Source organism: Streptomyces sp. NPDC058751 (assembly GCF_042746485.1).
GTDB lineage: Bacteria > Actinomycetota > Actinomycetes > Streptomycetales > Streptomycetaceae > Streptomyces.
The window spans coordinates 136919-152241 of sequence record NZ_JBHYPZ010000011.1; the positions used below are offsets into that span (position 1 = coordinate 136919).

Here is a 15323-nt window from a genome sequence, read left to right on the forward strand (position 1 = left end):
CCCGGGGACGATGAGGTGGGGTAACCATGAACGCGCCGTACGACGGTGACCGCGGCCAGGGCGCGGGATCCTCGGGCTACCCCGAGGACTACCCGGACCGGGCCCCGGGCCGCTCCGGCCGCCCCGAGGGCCCGCCGGAGACCGCTCAGACACCGCCGGGGTCACCCGCGGACATGTACCTCCAGGACGCCTACGACCAGGATCCGTACCGGGCCCAGGACCTCTCGGCCCAGGACCCCGTGGCGGAGGCGCTCTACGACCGTGCCGCGCACCCTCCGCCGCCGCCCGGGACGTACGAGCCCCAGCAGCCGCTGTACGGGCGCCCGCCCGCTTCGCAGTACGCGCCCGACCCCCGGCTGTGGGCCCAGACACCGCCTCCGGAACCGTCCGGTCCGACGCGTCACCTGCCGTACGGCGACGACGCCCGGACCACCCAGTACGTGGGCGTGGACGATCTGGTCACCCAGGCCGGCGAGGAACAGCATGAGCCCGACGCCTTCGCTCACCTCTTCCGCGACCAGCAGCAGGGTGGCGTCCGTCACGGCTACGCCTCCTCTTCCGCCTCGGTCCCGGCTCCGGCCCCCGAGCCGGCTCCGACGGCCCCTCAGCCGCCCGCGGCCGCTCCGGCGAAGTCCGGCGGCCGTGCTTCCGGTTTGCTGAAGTCGAGCGCCGTGATGGCGGCGGGCACGCTGGTGTCCCGGCTCACCGGCTTCGTGCGAACCATGATCATCACCGCGGCTCTGGGTGCGGCGACGCTCGGTGACGCCTGGACCGTCGCGTACACCCTGCCGACGATGATCTACATCCTCACCGTCGGCGGTGGCCTCAACTCGGTCTTCGTGCCCCAGCTCGTGCGTTCCATGAAGGAGGACGACGACGGAGGCGAGGCGTACGCCAACCGCCTGCTGACGGTCGTCATGGTGGCCCTCGGCGTGATCGTCACCATCGCGGTCTTCATCGCGCCACTGCTGGTCAAGCTGATGTCGACGGCCATCGCGAGCGATCCTCCGGCCAACAACGTGGCCGTCACGTTCGCCCGCTACTGCCTGCCCACGATCTTCTTCATGGGCGTGCACGTGGTCATGGGCCAGATCCTCAACGCCCGCGGGAAGTTCGGCGCGATGATGTGGACCCCGGTCCTGAACAACATCGTCATGATCTTCACGTTCGGCATGTTCCTCTGGGTCTACGGCACCGCCCGCCACTCCGGGATGGAGGTGACCAACATCCCGCCGGAGGGCATCCGTCTGCTGGGCATCGGCACCCTGCTCGGCCTGGTCGTCCAGGCCATGGCGATGGTTCCGTACCTGCGCGAGGCCGGCTTCCGGTTCCGTCCGCGCTTCGACTGGAAGGGTCACGGCCTCGGCAAGGCCGTCAAGCTCGCCAAGTGGACCGTGCTCTTCGTCCTCGCCAACCAGGCCGGCGTCCTGGTCGTCACGCAGCTGGCCACGGCGGCGGGCAAGACCGTGGGCGAGGGCGGCGCGGGCATCATGGCCTACGCCAACGCCCAGCTGATCTGGGGCATGCCGCAGGCGATCATCACGGTCTCCGTCATGGCGGCCATGCTTCCGCGGATCTCGCGCGCGGCCCACGACGGAGACCCGGGAGCCGTCCGCGACGACATCTCGCAGGGTCTGCGGACCTCCGCCGTCGCGATCGTCCCGGTCGCCTTCATGTTCCTCGCCCTGGGCATCCCCATGTGCACCCTGCTCTTCGGCTCCAGCGGCCTCGAGTCCGCCGAGTCCCAGGGCTACGTCCTCATGGCCTTCGCCCTCGGTCTGATCCCGTTCTCGGTGCAGTACGTGGTCCTGCGCGGTTTCTACGCCTACGAAGACACCCGCACGCCCTTCTACAACACGGTCATCGTGGCCGCCGTCAACGCGGCCGTCTCGGCCGTCTGTTACCTGGTCCTGCCCGCGCAGTGGGCGGTCGTCGGCATGGCCGGCGCGTACGGGCTCGCGTACGCGGTGGGTGTCGGCGTGGCCTGGCAGCGACTGAGCAGACGACTGGGCGGCGACCTGGACGGTGCTCGCGTGCTGCGCACGTACGCCCGGCTGTGTCTGGCCTCCGTACCTGGCGCTGTGGTGGGCGGCGCCGTAGGCTTCGCGATCACCCGGTTCCTCGGGTACGGCGTGATCGGTTCGATCGCGGCGCTCGTCTTCGGATCGATCGCCCTGCTCGGCGTCTTCTACGTCGCGGCGCGCAAGATGCGCATCGAAGAACTCAACTCAATGGTCGGAATGGTCCGCGGGCGCCTGGGGCGCTGAGGCGGGGGTAGGCGCACAACCATCGTCCGTCGCCGTGTGTCGTGCATAGCGCCGGACTGTGGGCACAATTGGTTTCTGCGTCGGACAGCGCGCAATAGATGGGGAGGCAGGGACGACGGTGGCGGAGCGGAGTACGGCTGCCGTCGACGTGGCAGACAACAGCGGTGACGAACCGCTGACCGCCAAGGCGGACCAGACCACGTCCGACGGGGTGGCCCTCAACCGGGAGCGGGAAACGGACAGCGAAGAGGCACAGGGGAGCGGCGGGACCGAGGGTCCCGGAAAGGCCTCACCGCCCGAACTGCACAGCGGTCACAAACTTGCCAGGCGTTACCGCCTCGAAGAGTGCGTCACCCGGCTGGACGGTTTCAGCAGTTGGCGCGCGATGGACGAGAAGCTCCGCCGTGCCGTCGGGGTGCACCTGCTGCCCGCCGACCATCCGCGAGCCCGCTCCGTACTGGCGGCGGCCCGTTCCTCCGCCCTGCTGGGCGATCCCCGGTTCGTCCAGGTCCTGGACGCGGTCGAGGAGAACGATCTCGTCTACGTCGTCCACGAGTGGCTGCCGGACGCCACGGAGCTCACCGCGCTCCTCGCCTCGGGTCCCCTCGAGGTGCACGAGGCCTACCAGATGGTCAGTCAGGTCGCGGGGGCCATGGCCGCCGCGCACCGCGAGGGCCTCGCGCACCTCAAGCTGACGCCGGGCGCCGTGCTGCGCACGTCCACAGGACAGTGGCGCATCCGCGGCCTCGCCGTGAACGCGGCGCTGCGCGGCATCGGCTCGGACACCCCGCAGCGCACCGACACGGAAGCCATCGGCGCGCTCCTGTACGCCGCGCTCACCCAGCGCTGGCCGTACGAGAGCGATGCCTACGGCCTGTCGGGGCTGCCCAAGGACATCGGTCTCATCGCGCCCGACCAGGTGCGTGCCGGCGTCCACCGGGGTCTGTCGGAGCTCGCCATGCGCGCGCTCGCCAACGACGGTGCGACAGCCTCCCGCCACGAGTCCCCGTGCACCACGCCGGAGGAGCTCGTGAAGGCGATCGGCGAGATGCCCCGCATCCGCCCGCCGGAGCCCGCGTTCACCGCACCGCCCGAGTACCAGCGCACGACGTACCAGCAGGGCACGTACGGCCGCCCGACGCCGCACCCGGGCGCCACCCAGCCCTTGCCGCCTCCGCCGCCCCCGCTGCAGAGCCGTACCGGCACAGCCCTGAAGTGGGCCGTGTCGGCTCTCCTCATCGCCGCACTGGGCCTGGGCAGTTGGCAGCTCGCGGACGCGCTGATGAAGCACGACGAGCCCGAGGACACCAAGAAGACCCAGACGACGAACGGCAACGAGAAGGGCGGCACCAAGAACAAGCCGCCCGTGGGGAAGCTCCTCAAGGTCGCGTCCGCTGCCGAATTCACTCCCATCGGTTCCGGCATCAGCGAGGACGAGGTTCCCCTCGCCGTCGACGGATCATCCGGTACGTCCTGGATCACTCCGCACTACGTGGGCTACCCGAACTTCGGCAACCTTTCCGAGCGCAAGGACGGCAGTGGCATCGTCGTGGACCTCGGCACGGTCCGCACCATAACCAAGCTGGAGATCGACTTCTACCGCGCGGGCCAGACCGTCGAGGTCCTTGCCGCTCCGGACGGTTCGGTCACCCCGTCATCGCTCTCAGGGTATTCGCAGCGAATTACCGGGCTGTCCAAAGCCGGGAACAACCTGACGGAAGCTCTCACGAAACCCGTGAAATCGCGTTTCGTCCTGGTGCACATTTCCAGCCTTCCGCCCGAGCCGGGCTCCAGTAGCTCCTACCGGGGCGGAATCTCGGAAATCAGGGTGTTCGGTTCGTAAAGCCCTTCAATTTGATCTTGAAGAGTGGCTTCGTTAGCCTCGGTGTGGTCCGCCTCCCATTCGGGTGGCGGACCACATACCCAAGGCAGGATCAAAAATGAAGAAGATACGTGGGCTCGCCGCAGCTGCGCTTTCCATTACGGCTCTCCTCACAGTGGCTCCGTCTGCCAGCGCCAGCGGTGACGGTACTTGTCAGACGGACAAGGACGCGTGCTTCTACTACAACTCGGACCTGAAGGGCGCCAAGGTCGACCTGGACGACTGTTGGGGTTACAACCACACCAACTTCAAGTTCATCGGCCCTGGTAACGGCGCAGGACTGACGCTCAAGAACAACGCTGCTTCGGTGCAGAACTGGCAGCACGCGAACTGGCTTTTCGTGTACTACAACTCGAACCAGCAGGGACCTCGCCAGGAAGTGAGCCCCTGGGCCTGGACCAACTTGAACAGCACCCTGAAGAACAACAATGCGTCCAGCACCTTCAATGAGACCGGCTGCAACTGAACCGAATCACCGGTCCCAGAGCTCTTCCCCTGACTTCCGGACCATGAAGACCGACTGACGGCAGGTCGGGAAGAAACTTCCAAGAAACCCGCGGATGGGGCTGCCCGGACAGGGCGGCCCCATCCGTTTTCCTGTCTGCACTTCCCGTTCCCACGACTCGCTCACAGGCAGCCATCATGAAACCTCCTCTCCGCACCCTCACTTCCCTGTTGTGCATATCGTTTTCGCTCTTCACCACAGCAGGTTGCTCCGGCAACGGTGAACCACACGACACCTCGCCCGACGCCAAGAGCCTGCCTGTCGCGGAAAAGGTCGATCTGCCGCTCGACACCTACATGCTCGACGAGTTCAAGATCTTCCAACTCTCCACGCTGTTCAACGAGCTCACCCTGACTTGTATGAAGGAGCACGGGAACACCACGACCGTCCTCCCGAAGCCGCCCGTTCCGGGCGTGAGCAAGCACAATGAGCGGCGCTACGGAATCACCGACGGCCGGCTGGCCAGTCGCCTCGGCTACCGGACCCCGAAGCCCACGGCAGAGACATCGTCGGCCGAGAGGATCACGCTCTCGGAGGACGAAGAGTTCACCCTTACCGGCGGCAGCACGAAGCCTGGCGAGGTCGGCCGGGGCGGAAAGAACAAGGAAGGCAAGACGGTGCCCCCCGGGGGATGCGCCGGTGAGGCACTGAAGAAACTCGGGTACGCCCCGACAGCGACTCCGGGCAACCCCGTATCAGTGCAATCGCTCGACAAGGAATCCTTCGCCGAATCGCTGCGGACCGATCGCGTCAGGAACGTCCTGGAGAAGTGGTCGGCTTGCATGCGGGATGCCGGCTACACCTACGCAGCCGAAGCGTTCTCCGCGAGCAACGACCGTCGCTTCGCAGGCGCATCTGTCACGAAGCTCGAGAGGGAGGTCGCCACGGCAGACGTCAGGTGCAAGAAGTCCTCCCGGCTGACAGAGGTATGGCAGGCCGAGGAGACGCGGATCCAGACGTCTCTGATAGCCAGGCATCAGAAGGAGCTTCAAGCGGTGCGGAAGCAGCGGGACACCACCCTGGCAACGATCAGCAAATTCCCCGATCCCACCTCCTAGAGGTCGTGAGACGGTCGTCATCCGTAGGCACTACGCTCAGAGAGCAGCCGTGGGGGGAGGGGAAGCACTTGCACGAGGCCACCGGCGACGCCAGAAGCGATCAGGACCTCCTGGCCCGGCACGTCGAGGGTGATCCGGATGCCTTCGGTGAGCTTGTGCGGCGTCATCGGGACCGTCTGTGGGCGGTGGCCCTGCGGACGCTGGGAGACCGCGAGGAGGCCGCTGACGCGGTCCAGGACGCGCTCGTCTCGGCCTATCGGGCCGCCCACACCTTCCGTGGCCAGTCGGCCGTCACGACCTGGCTCCACCGCATCACGGTGAATGCCTGCCTGGACCGGGCCCGTAAGACAGCCTCCAGGAAGACGTCCCCCGTCGATGACACCCAGCGCCTGGAGCAGCTCCTCGAACCGCACGAGTCCGCCGCGGCTCCGGCCGAACGCAACGACCTCCACCGTGAGCTCATCGGCGCCCTCGCCACGCTTCCCGCCGACCAGCGCGCCGCCCTGGTCCTGGTGGACATGCAGGGCTACCCCGTGGCGGAGGCGGCCCGCATCCTCGATGTTCCGACCGGCACGGTGAAGAGCCGCTGCGCCCGCGGCAGAGCCCGGCTGCTTCCCCTGCTGACCCATCTCCGCACGGGGAGCCAGGACGGCGAGGAAACGAAGAAGTCGGCCGGCGGACGGAACCGGACGCAGGGGACATCCGTCCCACCCGCAGCGGGACCCCCGGCGTCAGGTCCCCGTGAGACAGGGCCGAACGGTTCAGCTGCTGTGAAGGGCGGAGGTGGGCAGGCGTGACATCCACGACGGACAAGGCCGGACACCCGGACGTCGCGGAGATCTCCGACCTCACCGAAGGTCTGCTCTCACCTTCCCGTACCGAGGACGTACGGCAGCACCTCGACGGGTGCGTGCTCTGCACCGACGTGTACGACTCCCTGGAGGAGATCCGCGGTCTCCTCGGCGATCTGCCGGGGGCCCCACGGATGCCCGACGATGTCGCCGAACGCATCGATGCCGCGCTGGCCGCGGAAGCCCTGCCGGGCACCGCTCCCGATGGGACAGCCGACGCCGACCGTCCTCTTGTTTCACGTGAAACGTCGGCCGCCGCCAGTCCTTCAGGACATCCCCGCGGGGCCACCGGCCCCGGTCGCTCCCACCGGACACGGCGTGCCCGCCGCAGGACGGTCTTCCTCACCACCGCCATCGCTGCCGCGGCTCTGGGGCTGGGCACGATCCTCGTCCAGTCCCTGGACGGCAACGGCTCCGGCAAGAGTTCCCAGACAGCATCCCAGCACGAGTCGGGGCCGCGGACGGTGTTCTCCGAGCAGACGCTGAAGGGCGAGGTCTCGGGCCTTCTCACGAAGAGCAAGGCGTCAGGTGACGGCTTGCCCAGTGCCAAGCCCTGGAGTGCCGAGTCACAGGACGCCGGTACCGACTCCGGCGGCGTGAAAACCTTGATCACTCCTGCCCCCGCGGCTCCCCAGTGTGTCCAGCAGGGAACCGGAGATCCCGGGGTGATCCTCGCCGCCAAGAAGGGCTCGTTCCAGGGGAAGAGCGTCTATCTCCTCGTGGTGTCCGACGCCTCCGACAAGGCGAGGGTCATGGCCTACCTCGTCGACGCCTCCTGTGAGAAACAGTCCTCTCCGTCGCCCGGCAAGCTGCTGCTGACGCGGTCGTACTCACGTTCCTGAACCCACCTGCCACGGAACCTCCGGCACATCGGCCGTCGTCGTCCCGAGCGCCCCATCAGCACCCCCTGCCACGGTGAAGCACAGAGGTCCGTCGCCCTGGCACCCCTTGGGGTCTCGGTCCGACCCCCGGTCTTCGTGTGCCCTGACACAGCGGGAATTGAAGCCCCTTAGGATCCGTTGGGTGGGGTGAGAGTACTGAGAGATGCTCCCACCGGTATGCAGCAGTCTCCAGAGACGAGGAATCAAGCCGTGAGCGACGTCCGTAACGTGATCATCATCGGGTCTGGGCCCGCCGGCTACACGGCGGCGCTCTACACCGCGCGCGCGTCGCTGAAGCCGCTGGTCTTCGAAGGCGCCGTCACCGCGGGCGGTGCGCTGATGAACACCACCGAGGTCGAGAACTTCCCCGGCTTCCAGGACGGCATCATGGGCCCCGAGCTCATGGACAACATGCGCGCCCAGGCCGAGCGCTTCGGTGCCGAACTGGTCCCGGACGATGTCGTCGCCGTCGACCTGACGGGCGAGATCAAGACCGTCACGGACACCGCCGGCACGGTGCACCGCGCCAAGGCCGTGATCGTCACGACGGGCTCCCAGCACCGCAAGCTCGGTCTCCCCAACGAGGACACGCTCTCCGGGCGTGGCGTCTCCTGGTGCGCGACCTGTGACGGCTTCTTCTTCAAGGACCACGACATCGCCGTCATCGGCGGTGGCGACACCGCGATGGAGGAGGCCACCTTCCTCTCGCGCTTCGCCAAGTCCGTCACGATCGTTCACCGCCGGGACAGCCTGCGCGCCTCCAAGGCGATGCAGGAGCGTGCCTTCGCGGACCCGAAGATCAAGTTCATCTGGGACAGCGAGGTCGCCGAGATCAAGGGTGACCCGAAGCTGGCTGGCCTGACGCTGCGCAACCTCAAGACCGGTGAGACCTCGGAGCTGCCGGTGACCGGTCTGTTCATCGCGATCGGTCACGACCCGCGCACCGAGCTCTTCAAGGGCCAGCTCGACCTGGACGGCGAGGGCTACCTGAAGGTCGCCGCGCCTTCGACCCGCACCAACCTGACGGGCGTCTTCGGCGCCGGTGACGTCGTCGACCACACCTACCGCCAGGCGATCACCGCGGCCGGCACCGGTTGCGCCGCCGCCCTCGACGCCGAGCGCTACCTCGCCGCTCTCACGGACAGCGAGACCGCTGCCGCCACCGTCTGATCATCTCCGTCCTCCCCACCGCCCACATAAGTTAAGGAGCCCGCAGTGGCAGGCACCCTCAAGAACGTGACCGACGAAACCTTCGAGCAGGACGTCCTCAAGAACGACAAGCCCGTCCTGGTGGACTTCTGGGCCGCCTGGTGCGGCCCGTGCCGCCAGATCGCCCCCTCGCTCGAGGCCATCGCCGCCGAGCACGGCGACAAGATCGAGATCGTCAAGCTCAACATCGACGAGAACCCGGCGACGGCCGCCAAGTACGGCGTCATGTCGATCCCGACCCTGAACGTCTACCAGGGTGGCGAGGTCGCCAAGACCATCGTCGGTGCGAAGCCGAAGGCCGCGATCGTGCGCGACCTCGAGGACTTCATCGCCGATTGATCAGCGACGGCCGCACACGCGGCATGTGTTTCACGTGAAACACGAATGGGCCAGCCCGAGCGGGCTGGCCCATTCGCTTTACCGGAGGACGGCGAATCACCCGGCAACCGCGTCGACCACGGGGCACGAGCGCTGCGGCCGACCGTCACAAAGGACGCAGCACCGGCTCTTTCTGAACCGCTCCGAGAAGCCGGTCCAGCGCCAGCTCCACGTCTTCCTTCCAGGAGAGCGTCGTCCGAAGTTCCAGCCTCAGGCGGGGGTACCTGGGGTGAGGACGCACCGTCTTGAAGCCCACCGCGACGAGATGGTCTGCGGGCAGGACACAGGCGGGTTCCTTCCACCGGGCGTCCCCGAAAGCCTCGATCGCTTTGAACCCCCGGCGCAGCAGGTCCTTGGCCACCGTCTGGACCATCACCCGGCCCAGTCCCTGTCCCTGATAGCCCGGCATGATGAACGAGGTCATGAGCTGAACCGCGTCCGGGGCGACGGGGCTCGTGGGAAATGCCGTGGAGCGGGGGACGTAGGCCGGCGGCGCGTAAAGCACGTAGCCCACCGGCACATCGTCCACGTAGGCGACCCGGCCGCAGGATCCCCAGTCCAGCAGAACCGAGGAGATCCACGCTTCCTTCTCCACGGCGCTCGTGCCCGCTTTTACCGCGGCTTCACCGCTGACAGGATCCAGTTCCCAGAAGACGCACGACCGACAGCGCTGGGGAAGGTCCGGAAGGTTGTCCAGCGTGAGCGGTACGAGCCGACGCCCCATGAAGGATGTTCCTCGCTTCCTTCGCCCGCGGCGTCACGGGCAGCTGCCAGATGGCTCCGCTCTCTGAGCAGGCTGCCGACGAACCCGCCGACTGCTCCCAGTCCCAGACCTGCGGTCATCAGTCCGGTACGGCTCACGGTCCGCATGACCCCCGCCTCCCCTATGAAGGTGCTGCCAGGTGGATGCGCCATACCCATCGCATCGTATCCACGATGCGATTCCCTCGATACCGCCAGAAAGCAAAGAGCGGGCCGTATTCCGGCACACGCCGGACACGGCCCGCTCTTCTGTGGGCCCGATCGGACATCGGTCCACCAGTCAGCCGACTCAGCTTTCCGCGTCGTCGGAGTCCTCGTCCAGAAGGCTCTTCTGAAGAACCGGTCCTTCTCCCGGGGCGAGGGAGCCGAGGATGCGCTCAAGGTCTTCCATCGAAGCGAACTCGACAGTGATCTTGCCCTTCTTCTGCCCCAGGTCGACCTTCACCCGGGTCTCGAAGCGGTCCGAGAGGCGCGTCGCCAGATCACTCAGCGCCGGAGACATCCTGCTGCCGGCCCGCGGCCCCTTGGAGCGCTGAGCGGTCTGGGGACGCGACCCCATGAGGGTCACGATCTCCTCCACAGCCCGCACCGAAAGCCCCTCGGCGACGATGCGGTGAGCCAGGCGGTCCTGCTCCTCCGAGTCGTCGACCGCGAGGAGTGCCCGCGCATGTCCGGCGGAGAGAACTCCGGCAGCCACGCGGCGCTGAACCGCCGGGGAGAGCTTCAGCAGGCGCAGGGTGTTGGAGACCTGAGGACGCGACCGTCCGATCCGGTCCGCCAACTGGTCGTGCGTGCAGTTGAAGTCCTTGAGCAGCTGGTCGTAGGCCGCCGCCTCTTCCAGCGGGTTCAGCTGAGCCCTGTGCAGGTTCTCGAGGAGCGCGTCCAGGAGAAGCTTCTCGTCCTCCGTGGCTCGCACGATCGCCGGAATGGCCTCGAGCCCCGCCTCACGGCAGGCCCGGAAACGGCGCTCTCCCATGATGAGCTCGTAGCGCCCGGAACCCACCTGGCGCACGACGACAGGCTGGAGGAGTCCGACCTCCTTGATGGAGGTGACGAGCTCAGCGAGAGCGTCCTCGTCGAAGATCTCACGCGGCTGGCGCGGATTCGGCGTGATGGCGTCGAGGGGCAGCTCGGCGAAGTGCGCACCGACAGGAGCCTGGAACGCCTCCAGCGCTGCGATCGACGCCTCGTCCTCCGTTTCATGTGAAACAGACGGCAGCGTTGTCACCTTCGCCACCGCCACCCCGCGCTCCGTTGTGAGTACCGGGCCGGCGGTCGGCGAGGAGGGTGCCCCACTCGCCGAAACACCCGGCCGCTCACCTGTCGGAGCCGCGGGGATCAGCGCGCCAAGACCCCGCCCCAGACCCCGTCGTCGGTCGCTCACTGGATCCCCTCCACCATGTTCTGATCGTTCTGTCCGCCCACATGGGCATGTTGCGCGTCGTACGCCACTCCGACTCCTCGGAGGGCGATTTCGCGCGCGGCCTCAAGATACGAGAGAGCACCGCTCGAACCCGGATCGTAAGTCAGAACCGTCTGCCCGTAACTCGGGGCCTCCGAAATTCGGACCGAACGCGGAATGCTCGTCCGCAGCACCTCCTTGCCGAAGTGGCTGCGCACCTCCTCCGCTACCTGGGACGCGAGGCGGGTCCGGCCGTCGTACATGGTGAGCAGAATCGTCGAGACGTGAAGGTCGGGGTTGAGGTGCCCGCGCACCAGCTCGACGTTGCGCAGGAGCTGGCCCAGCCCTTCGAGTGCGTAGTACTCGCACTGGATGGGGATGAGCACTTCCGCGCCGGCGACCATGGCGTTGACCGTCAGCAGACCGAGCGACGGCGGGCAGTCGATGAGGATGTAGTCCAGCGGCTGCTCGTACGCCAGGATCGCTCGTTCCAGCCGGCTCTCCCGGGCCACCAGCGACACCAGCTCGATCTCCGCACCGGCGAGATCGATGGTGGCGGGAGCGCAGAAGAGGCCCTCGACATCGGGGACCGGCTGAACGACCTCGGAGAGCGGCCTGCTGTCGATCAGCACGTCGTAGATCGACGGGACCTCGGCATGGTGATCGATGCCCAGGGCCGTGGAAGCATTGCCCTGAGGGTCGAGGTCGATCACCAGGACCCGGCCGCCGTGCAGGGCCAGCGAGGCGGCAAGATTGACCGTGGTCGTGGTCTTACCCACCCCACCCTTCTGGTTGGCGACCACGATGACTCGGGTCCGCTCGGGCCGTGGCAGGCCCTCGCCGGCGCGACCTAGCGCCTCCACAGCCAGTTGGGCAGCACGACCGATGGGAGTGTCGTCCATCGGGGGCGGTGTTTCACGTGAAACATCTACCCCCGTCGATTCGGTACGGGGACCGGGGACCGGATCGGTCATCGGTCCCGCGATGTTGGCGTCGGACCGCAAGGATTCACTCTCCTCGACTTCAGGCTCGCAATGAACAGAGCCTCCCATGCCATTGGGGTCGCGAACCAGCGAGGCCCGTTGTTCTGTGGAGAAATCCACCTCTGTGGACAACTCCTGGCCACCTCCGAGTGACCCGAGAGGCTTCCGATCGCGGGGTTCGGCCGCAGCTCGGCCGCGACTGATGATGCCGTGCAACAGTGAGCGACGTTTCACGTGAAACACGATGCCGAGCCGCCCAGTTCATCGCGGCACGACACTCCGATATGCGCAGGTTTGCCAGCTTTTGCCCCAGTGGCCATGGCCGTCCAGGTCCGCCATCGAGACCAATGTGACGAGACCGATCCGATCCGACCGGCCGGCCGACGGAAGTGAGAAACAACTCCCGGCTTTGAAGAGCGAAACTTCCGCACAGCAGAACTCCCGGCCCCTCATACGGGAACCGGGAGTAATGACGCTCACATCGTCCGGGGTCAGCGCCTGCGGCGCGTCCGGCCGGTCCTGGCGGCCTTGGCCCGCTTGGCCGCGAAACGCACACCGCCGGGGCTCTCACCCACCTCCACCCGCACCACGGTGGACATCGGATCCACGATGCCCTCCCCGACGTGGAGGATGGAGGTCTCCACGGCACCGAGCTTGCTCAGCGCGGTGGCAGAGGCCTTCAGCTCCTCCTCGGCGGTGTCGCCCTTGAGGGCCAGCATCTCGCCGTACGGGCGCAGCAGCGGGATGCCCCATGTCGCCAGCCGGTCGAGCGGAGCGACCGCCCTGGCGGTCACCACGTGAACCGGCTGGAGCTTCCCCATGACCTCCTCGGCGCGGCCGCGCACGACGGTCACATGGTCGAGACCGAGCAGTTCCACGACCTCGGAGAGGAAGTTGGTCCGACGCAGCAGAGGCTCAAGCAGCGTGATCTTGATGTCCTCCCGGACGAGCGCCAGGGGAATGCCGGGCAGCCCCGCACCGGAACCGACATCGCACACGGTCACGCCCTCGGGCACGACCTCGGAGAGCACCGCACAGTTCAGCAGGTGCCGCTCCCACAGCCGGGGCACCTCGCGAGGGCCGATGAGCCCACGCTGCACTCCCGCCTCGGCCAGTAGTTCCGCGTACCGGACCGCATCCGCGAAGCGATCGCCGAATACCTCGCGCGCCTGCTCGGGCGCGGGGGGAAGCTCCGCTGCCTCCGTCACGGGGGACCGTCCTTCCGTACCGCTTGAGCGCACTGGGCGCTGATCACCAGGACTATCAGGCTGACAAAATTCGGCCCCGTCTGCGCAACAGACGGGGCCGAAGGAACCTACGTACCGATCAGGCAGGAAGCACGACGACGAAGCGCTGCGGCTCCTCGCCCTCGGACTCGCTGCGCAGACCCGCGGCCTTGACCGCGTCGTGCACGACCTTGCGCTCGAAGGGCGTCATCGGGTCCATCTTCACCGGCTCACCGGAGCTCTTGACCTCGGCGGCGGCCTTGGCACCCAGCTCGGAGAGCTCCTCGCGCTTCTTGGCCCGGAACCCCGCGATGTCCAGCATCAGCCGGCTGCGGTCCCCGGTCTCCCGGTGCACGGCCAGACGCGTGAGCTCCTGGAGCGCCTCCAGCACCTCGCCGTCCCGGCCGACCAGCTTCTGCAGGTCTCGGCCGCCCGAGTCACTGATGATCGAGACAGCGGCGCGGTCGGCCTCGACGTCCATGTCGATGTCACCGTCGAGATCGGCGATGTCGAGCAGACCCTCGAGGTAGTCCGCCGCGATCTCGCCCTCCTGCTCCAGGCGGGTCAGGGTGTCGCCCTCAGCGGCGGCGGAGGTGGTGCCTTCCGTCACGGGATGGACTCCTTCTTACTTCTTGGACGGGGACTTGGGCCGCTGCTGGCCCTTGCGCTGTCCGGACTGGGCCTTGCTGCGGGTACCGGTGCCGGGCTTGCTGCCGCTGCCGGAGGACGGCTTCGCGGCGGAGGAGGGTTTGGCGTCCTGCGGCTCGTCGGACTTGCTCAGCGAAGTCTTCGGCTCGGCATCGTCTGCCGGTGCGCTGCTGGACGCCCCGCCCGACTGACGCTGCGCCTTGGTCTGGCGCTTCGGCTGCTGACGCTTGGGAGCGGCTGCCGTGGTGGTGCCGTCCTCGGACTCGACGGCCGTCGTGGTCTCGCCGGCCATCACGAGGCCGTCGGGCTGGGCCACGAGACCTGCCTTGGTCAGGCTGTTGATGAACTTGCGCTCGTACTCGTTGCGGTCGCGGCCCTTGACGACGATGGCCTTGACGATGGCCTTCTCGCCGCGGCCACGCGTCTTGCCGTGCTGCGTGACGCGCTTCTGCAGGCGCTCCAGGTACGCGGCCTGAGCCTTCGAGCCCGGGGTCGGGTTGTTGCGGATGACGTACATCTGCTGGCCCATGGTCCACACGTTGGTGGTCAGCCAGTAGACGAGGACACCGACCGGGAAGTTGATGCCGAAGACGGCGAACATGATCGGGAAGACGTACATCAGCATCTTCTGCTGCTGCATGAAGGGCGTCTTCACCGTGGTGTCGACGTTCTTCGTCATCAGCTGACGCTGGGTGTAGAACTGCGAGGCCGACATCAGGACGATCATGACGGCGGTGACGACCCGGACGTCGGTCAGCGTCGCGCCGAGCTTTTCGACCGTCTCGGCGCTGTCGGTGAACTTCGCGGCGAGCGGGGCACCGAAGATGTGGGCCTTACGGGCGCTGGCGAGCAGCTCCTCGTTGATGACGCCGATCGTCTCGCCCGTCGCGATGCCGTTGAGCACGTGGTACAGGGCGAAGAAGAACGGGGACTGCGCCAGGATGGGAAGGCACGAGGAGAGCGGGTTGGTGCCCGCGTCCTTGTACAGCTTCATCATCTCTTCGGACTGGCGCTGCTTGTCGTTCTTGTAGCGCTCCTGGATCTTCTTCATCTCGGGCTGCAGCGTCTGCATGGCCCGGGTCGCCTTGATCTGCTTCACGAAGAGCGGGATCAGGCAGATACGGATCAGAATCACCAGGGACACGATGGACAAGCCCCAGGCCCACCCGGTGTCGGGGCCGAAGATGGCGCCGTACACCGTGTGGAACTGGACGATGACCCAGGAAACGGGTGTCGTGATGAAGCTGAAGAGACTGGCAATCGTGTCCACT

General features: G+C 67.2%; 14 protein-coding genes. 8 read left to right on the top strand and 6 right to left on the bottom strand.

Annotated features, from left to right (window positions below; all coding sequences use genetic code 11):
• Window positions 1–26 precede the first annotated feature (26 nt).
• From murJ to trxA, 8 genes are all read left to right on the top strand, one after another.
• Window positions 27–2267 carry a murein biosynthesis integral membrane protein MurJ gene (murJ, locus tag ACFW6B_RS13390; protein ID WP_386595246.1) on the top strand — a complete coding sequence of 747 codons (2241 nt, stop codon included), beginning with the start codon at window positions 27–29 and terminating at the stop codon, window positions 2265–2267.
• A 118-nt stretch (window positions 2268–2385) separates the two neighbouring features.
• The gene (locus tag ACFW6B_RS13395; protein ID WP_386595248.1) at window positions 2386–4110 is read left to right on the top strand and encodes a protein kinase family protein; all 1725 of its coding nucleotides are present in this window, start codon (window positions 2386–2388) and stop codon (window positions 4108–4110) included.
• 97 nt (window positions 4111–4207) lie between these two features.
• Window positions 4208–4615, top strand: a complete 408-nt coding sequence (locus ACFW6B_RS13400; protein WP_386595250.1) for a hypothetical protein — start codon at window positions 4208–4210, stop codon at window positions 4613–4615.
• Between the two features lie 176 nt (window positions 4616–4791).
• A complete protein-coding gene (locus ACFW6B_RS13405; protein WP_386595251.1) occupies window positions 4792–5712 on the top strand; it encodes a hypothetical protein in 921 nt (306 codons plus the stop codon).
• Between the two features lie 68 nt (window positions 5713–5780).
• The gene (sigM, locus tag ACFW6B_RS13410; RefSeq protein ID WP_386595253.1) at window positions 5781–6509 is read left to right on the top strand and encodes an RNA polymerase sigma factor SigM; all 729 of its coding nucleotides are present in this window, start codon (window positions 5781–5783) and stop codon (window positions 6507–6509) included.
• Entirely contained in the window at window positions 6506–7405 is a 900-nt protein-coding gene (locus ACFW6B_RS13415; protein WP_386595255.1) for a hypothetical protein, read from the top strand. The genes sigM and ACFW6B_RS13415 overlap by 4 nt, the downstream gene beginning before the upstream one ends.
• A gap of 249 nt (window positions 7406–7654) precedes the next feature.
• Window positions 7655–8614, top strand: coding sequence for a thioredoxin-disulfide reductase (gene trxB, locus ACFW6B_RS13420; protein ID WP_386595257.1), 960 nt, complete (start codon window positions 7655–7657; stop codon window positions 8612–8614).
• Window positions 8615–8659: 45 nt separating this feature from the next.
• Complete coding sequence (gene trxA / locus ACFW6B_RS13425; RefSeq protein ID WP_386595259.1) at window positions 8660–8992, top strand: thioredoxin; 333 nt, start codon at window positions 8660–8662, stop codon at window positions 8990–8992.
• A 145-nt stretch (window positions 8993–9137) separates the two neighbouring features.
• Here trxA and ACFW6B_RS13430 read toward each other — a convergent pair whose 3' ends face one another.
• The 6 genes from ACFW6B_RS13430 to yidC all read right to left on the bottom strand — a co-directional run bounded on the left by ACFW6B_RS13430 (window position 9138) and on the right by yidC (window position 15322).
• Complete coding sequence (locus tag ACFW6B_RS13430; RefSeq protein WP_386595260.1) at window positions 9138–9755, bottom strand: GNAT family N-acetyltransferase; 618 nt, start codon at window positions 9753–9755, stop codon at window positions 9138–9140.
• Between the two features lie 327 nt (window positions 9756–10082).
• Entirely contained in the window at window positions 10083–11177 is a 1095-nt protein-coding gene (locus ACFW6B_RS13435) for a ParB/RepB/Spo0J family partition protein (RefSeq protein ID WP_386595262.1), read from the bottom strand.
• Complete coding sequence (locus ACFW6B_RS13440) at window positions 11174–12247, bottom strand: ParA family protein (RefSeq protein ID WP_386595352.1); 1074 nt, start codon at window positions 12245–12247, stop codon at window positions 11174–11176. Before ACFW6B_RS13440 ends, ACFW6B_RS13435 begins: the two co-directional genes overlap by 4 nt.
• 422 nt (window positions 12248–12669) lie before the next feature.
• Window positions 12670–13386, bottom strand: coding sequence for a 16S rRNA (guanine(527)-N(7))-methyltransferase RsmG (rsmG, locus tag ACFW6B_RS13445; protein ID WP_386595264.1), 717 nt, complete (start codon window positions 13384–13386; stop codon window positions 12670–12672).
• A gap of 118 nt (window positions 13387–13504) precedes the next feature.
• Window positions 13505–14014, bottom strand: coding sequence for a R3H domain-containing nucleic acid-binding protein (locus ACFW6B_RS13450; protein ID WP_266760610.1), 510 nt, complete (start codon window positions 14012–14014; stop codon window positions 13505–13507).
• Window positions 14015–14029: 15 nt separating this feature from the next.
• On the bottom strand, window positions 14030–15322 hold the full coding sequence (gene yidC, locus ACFW6B_RS13455; protein ID WP_386595266.1) for a membrane protein insertase YidC: 1293 nt from the start codon (window positions 15320–15322) through the stop codon (window positions 14030–14032).
• Window position 15323: the final 1 nt, after the last annotated feature.

Excerpts from the sequence above, each read along its gene's own strand:
- murJ (WP_386595246.1), top strand. The coding sequence starts at position 27 with ATGAACGCGCCGTACGACGGTGACCGCGGCCAGGGCGCGGGATCCTCG.
- ACFW6B_RS13405 (WP_386595251.1), top strand. The coding sequence starts at position 4,792 with ATGAAACCTCCTCTCCGCACCCTCACTTCCCTGTTGTGCATATCGTTT.
- ACFW6B_RS13430 (WP_386595260.1), bottom strand. The coding sequence starts at position 9,755 with ATGGGGCGTCGGCTCGTACCGCTCACGCTGGACAACCTTCCGGACCTT.
- ACFW6B_RS13440 (WP_386595352.1), bottom strand. The coding sequence starts at position 12,247 with ATGGGAGGCTCTGTTCATTGCGAGCCTGAAGTCGAGGAGAGTGAATCC.
- ACFW6B_RS13400 (WP_386595250.1), top strand. The coding sequence starts at position 4,208 with ATGAAGAAGATACGTGGGCTCGCCGCAGCTGCGCTTTCCATTACGGCT.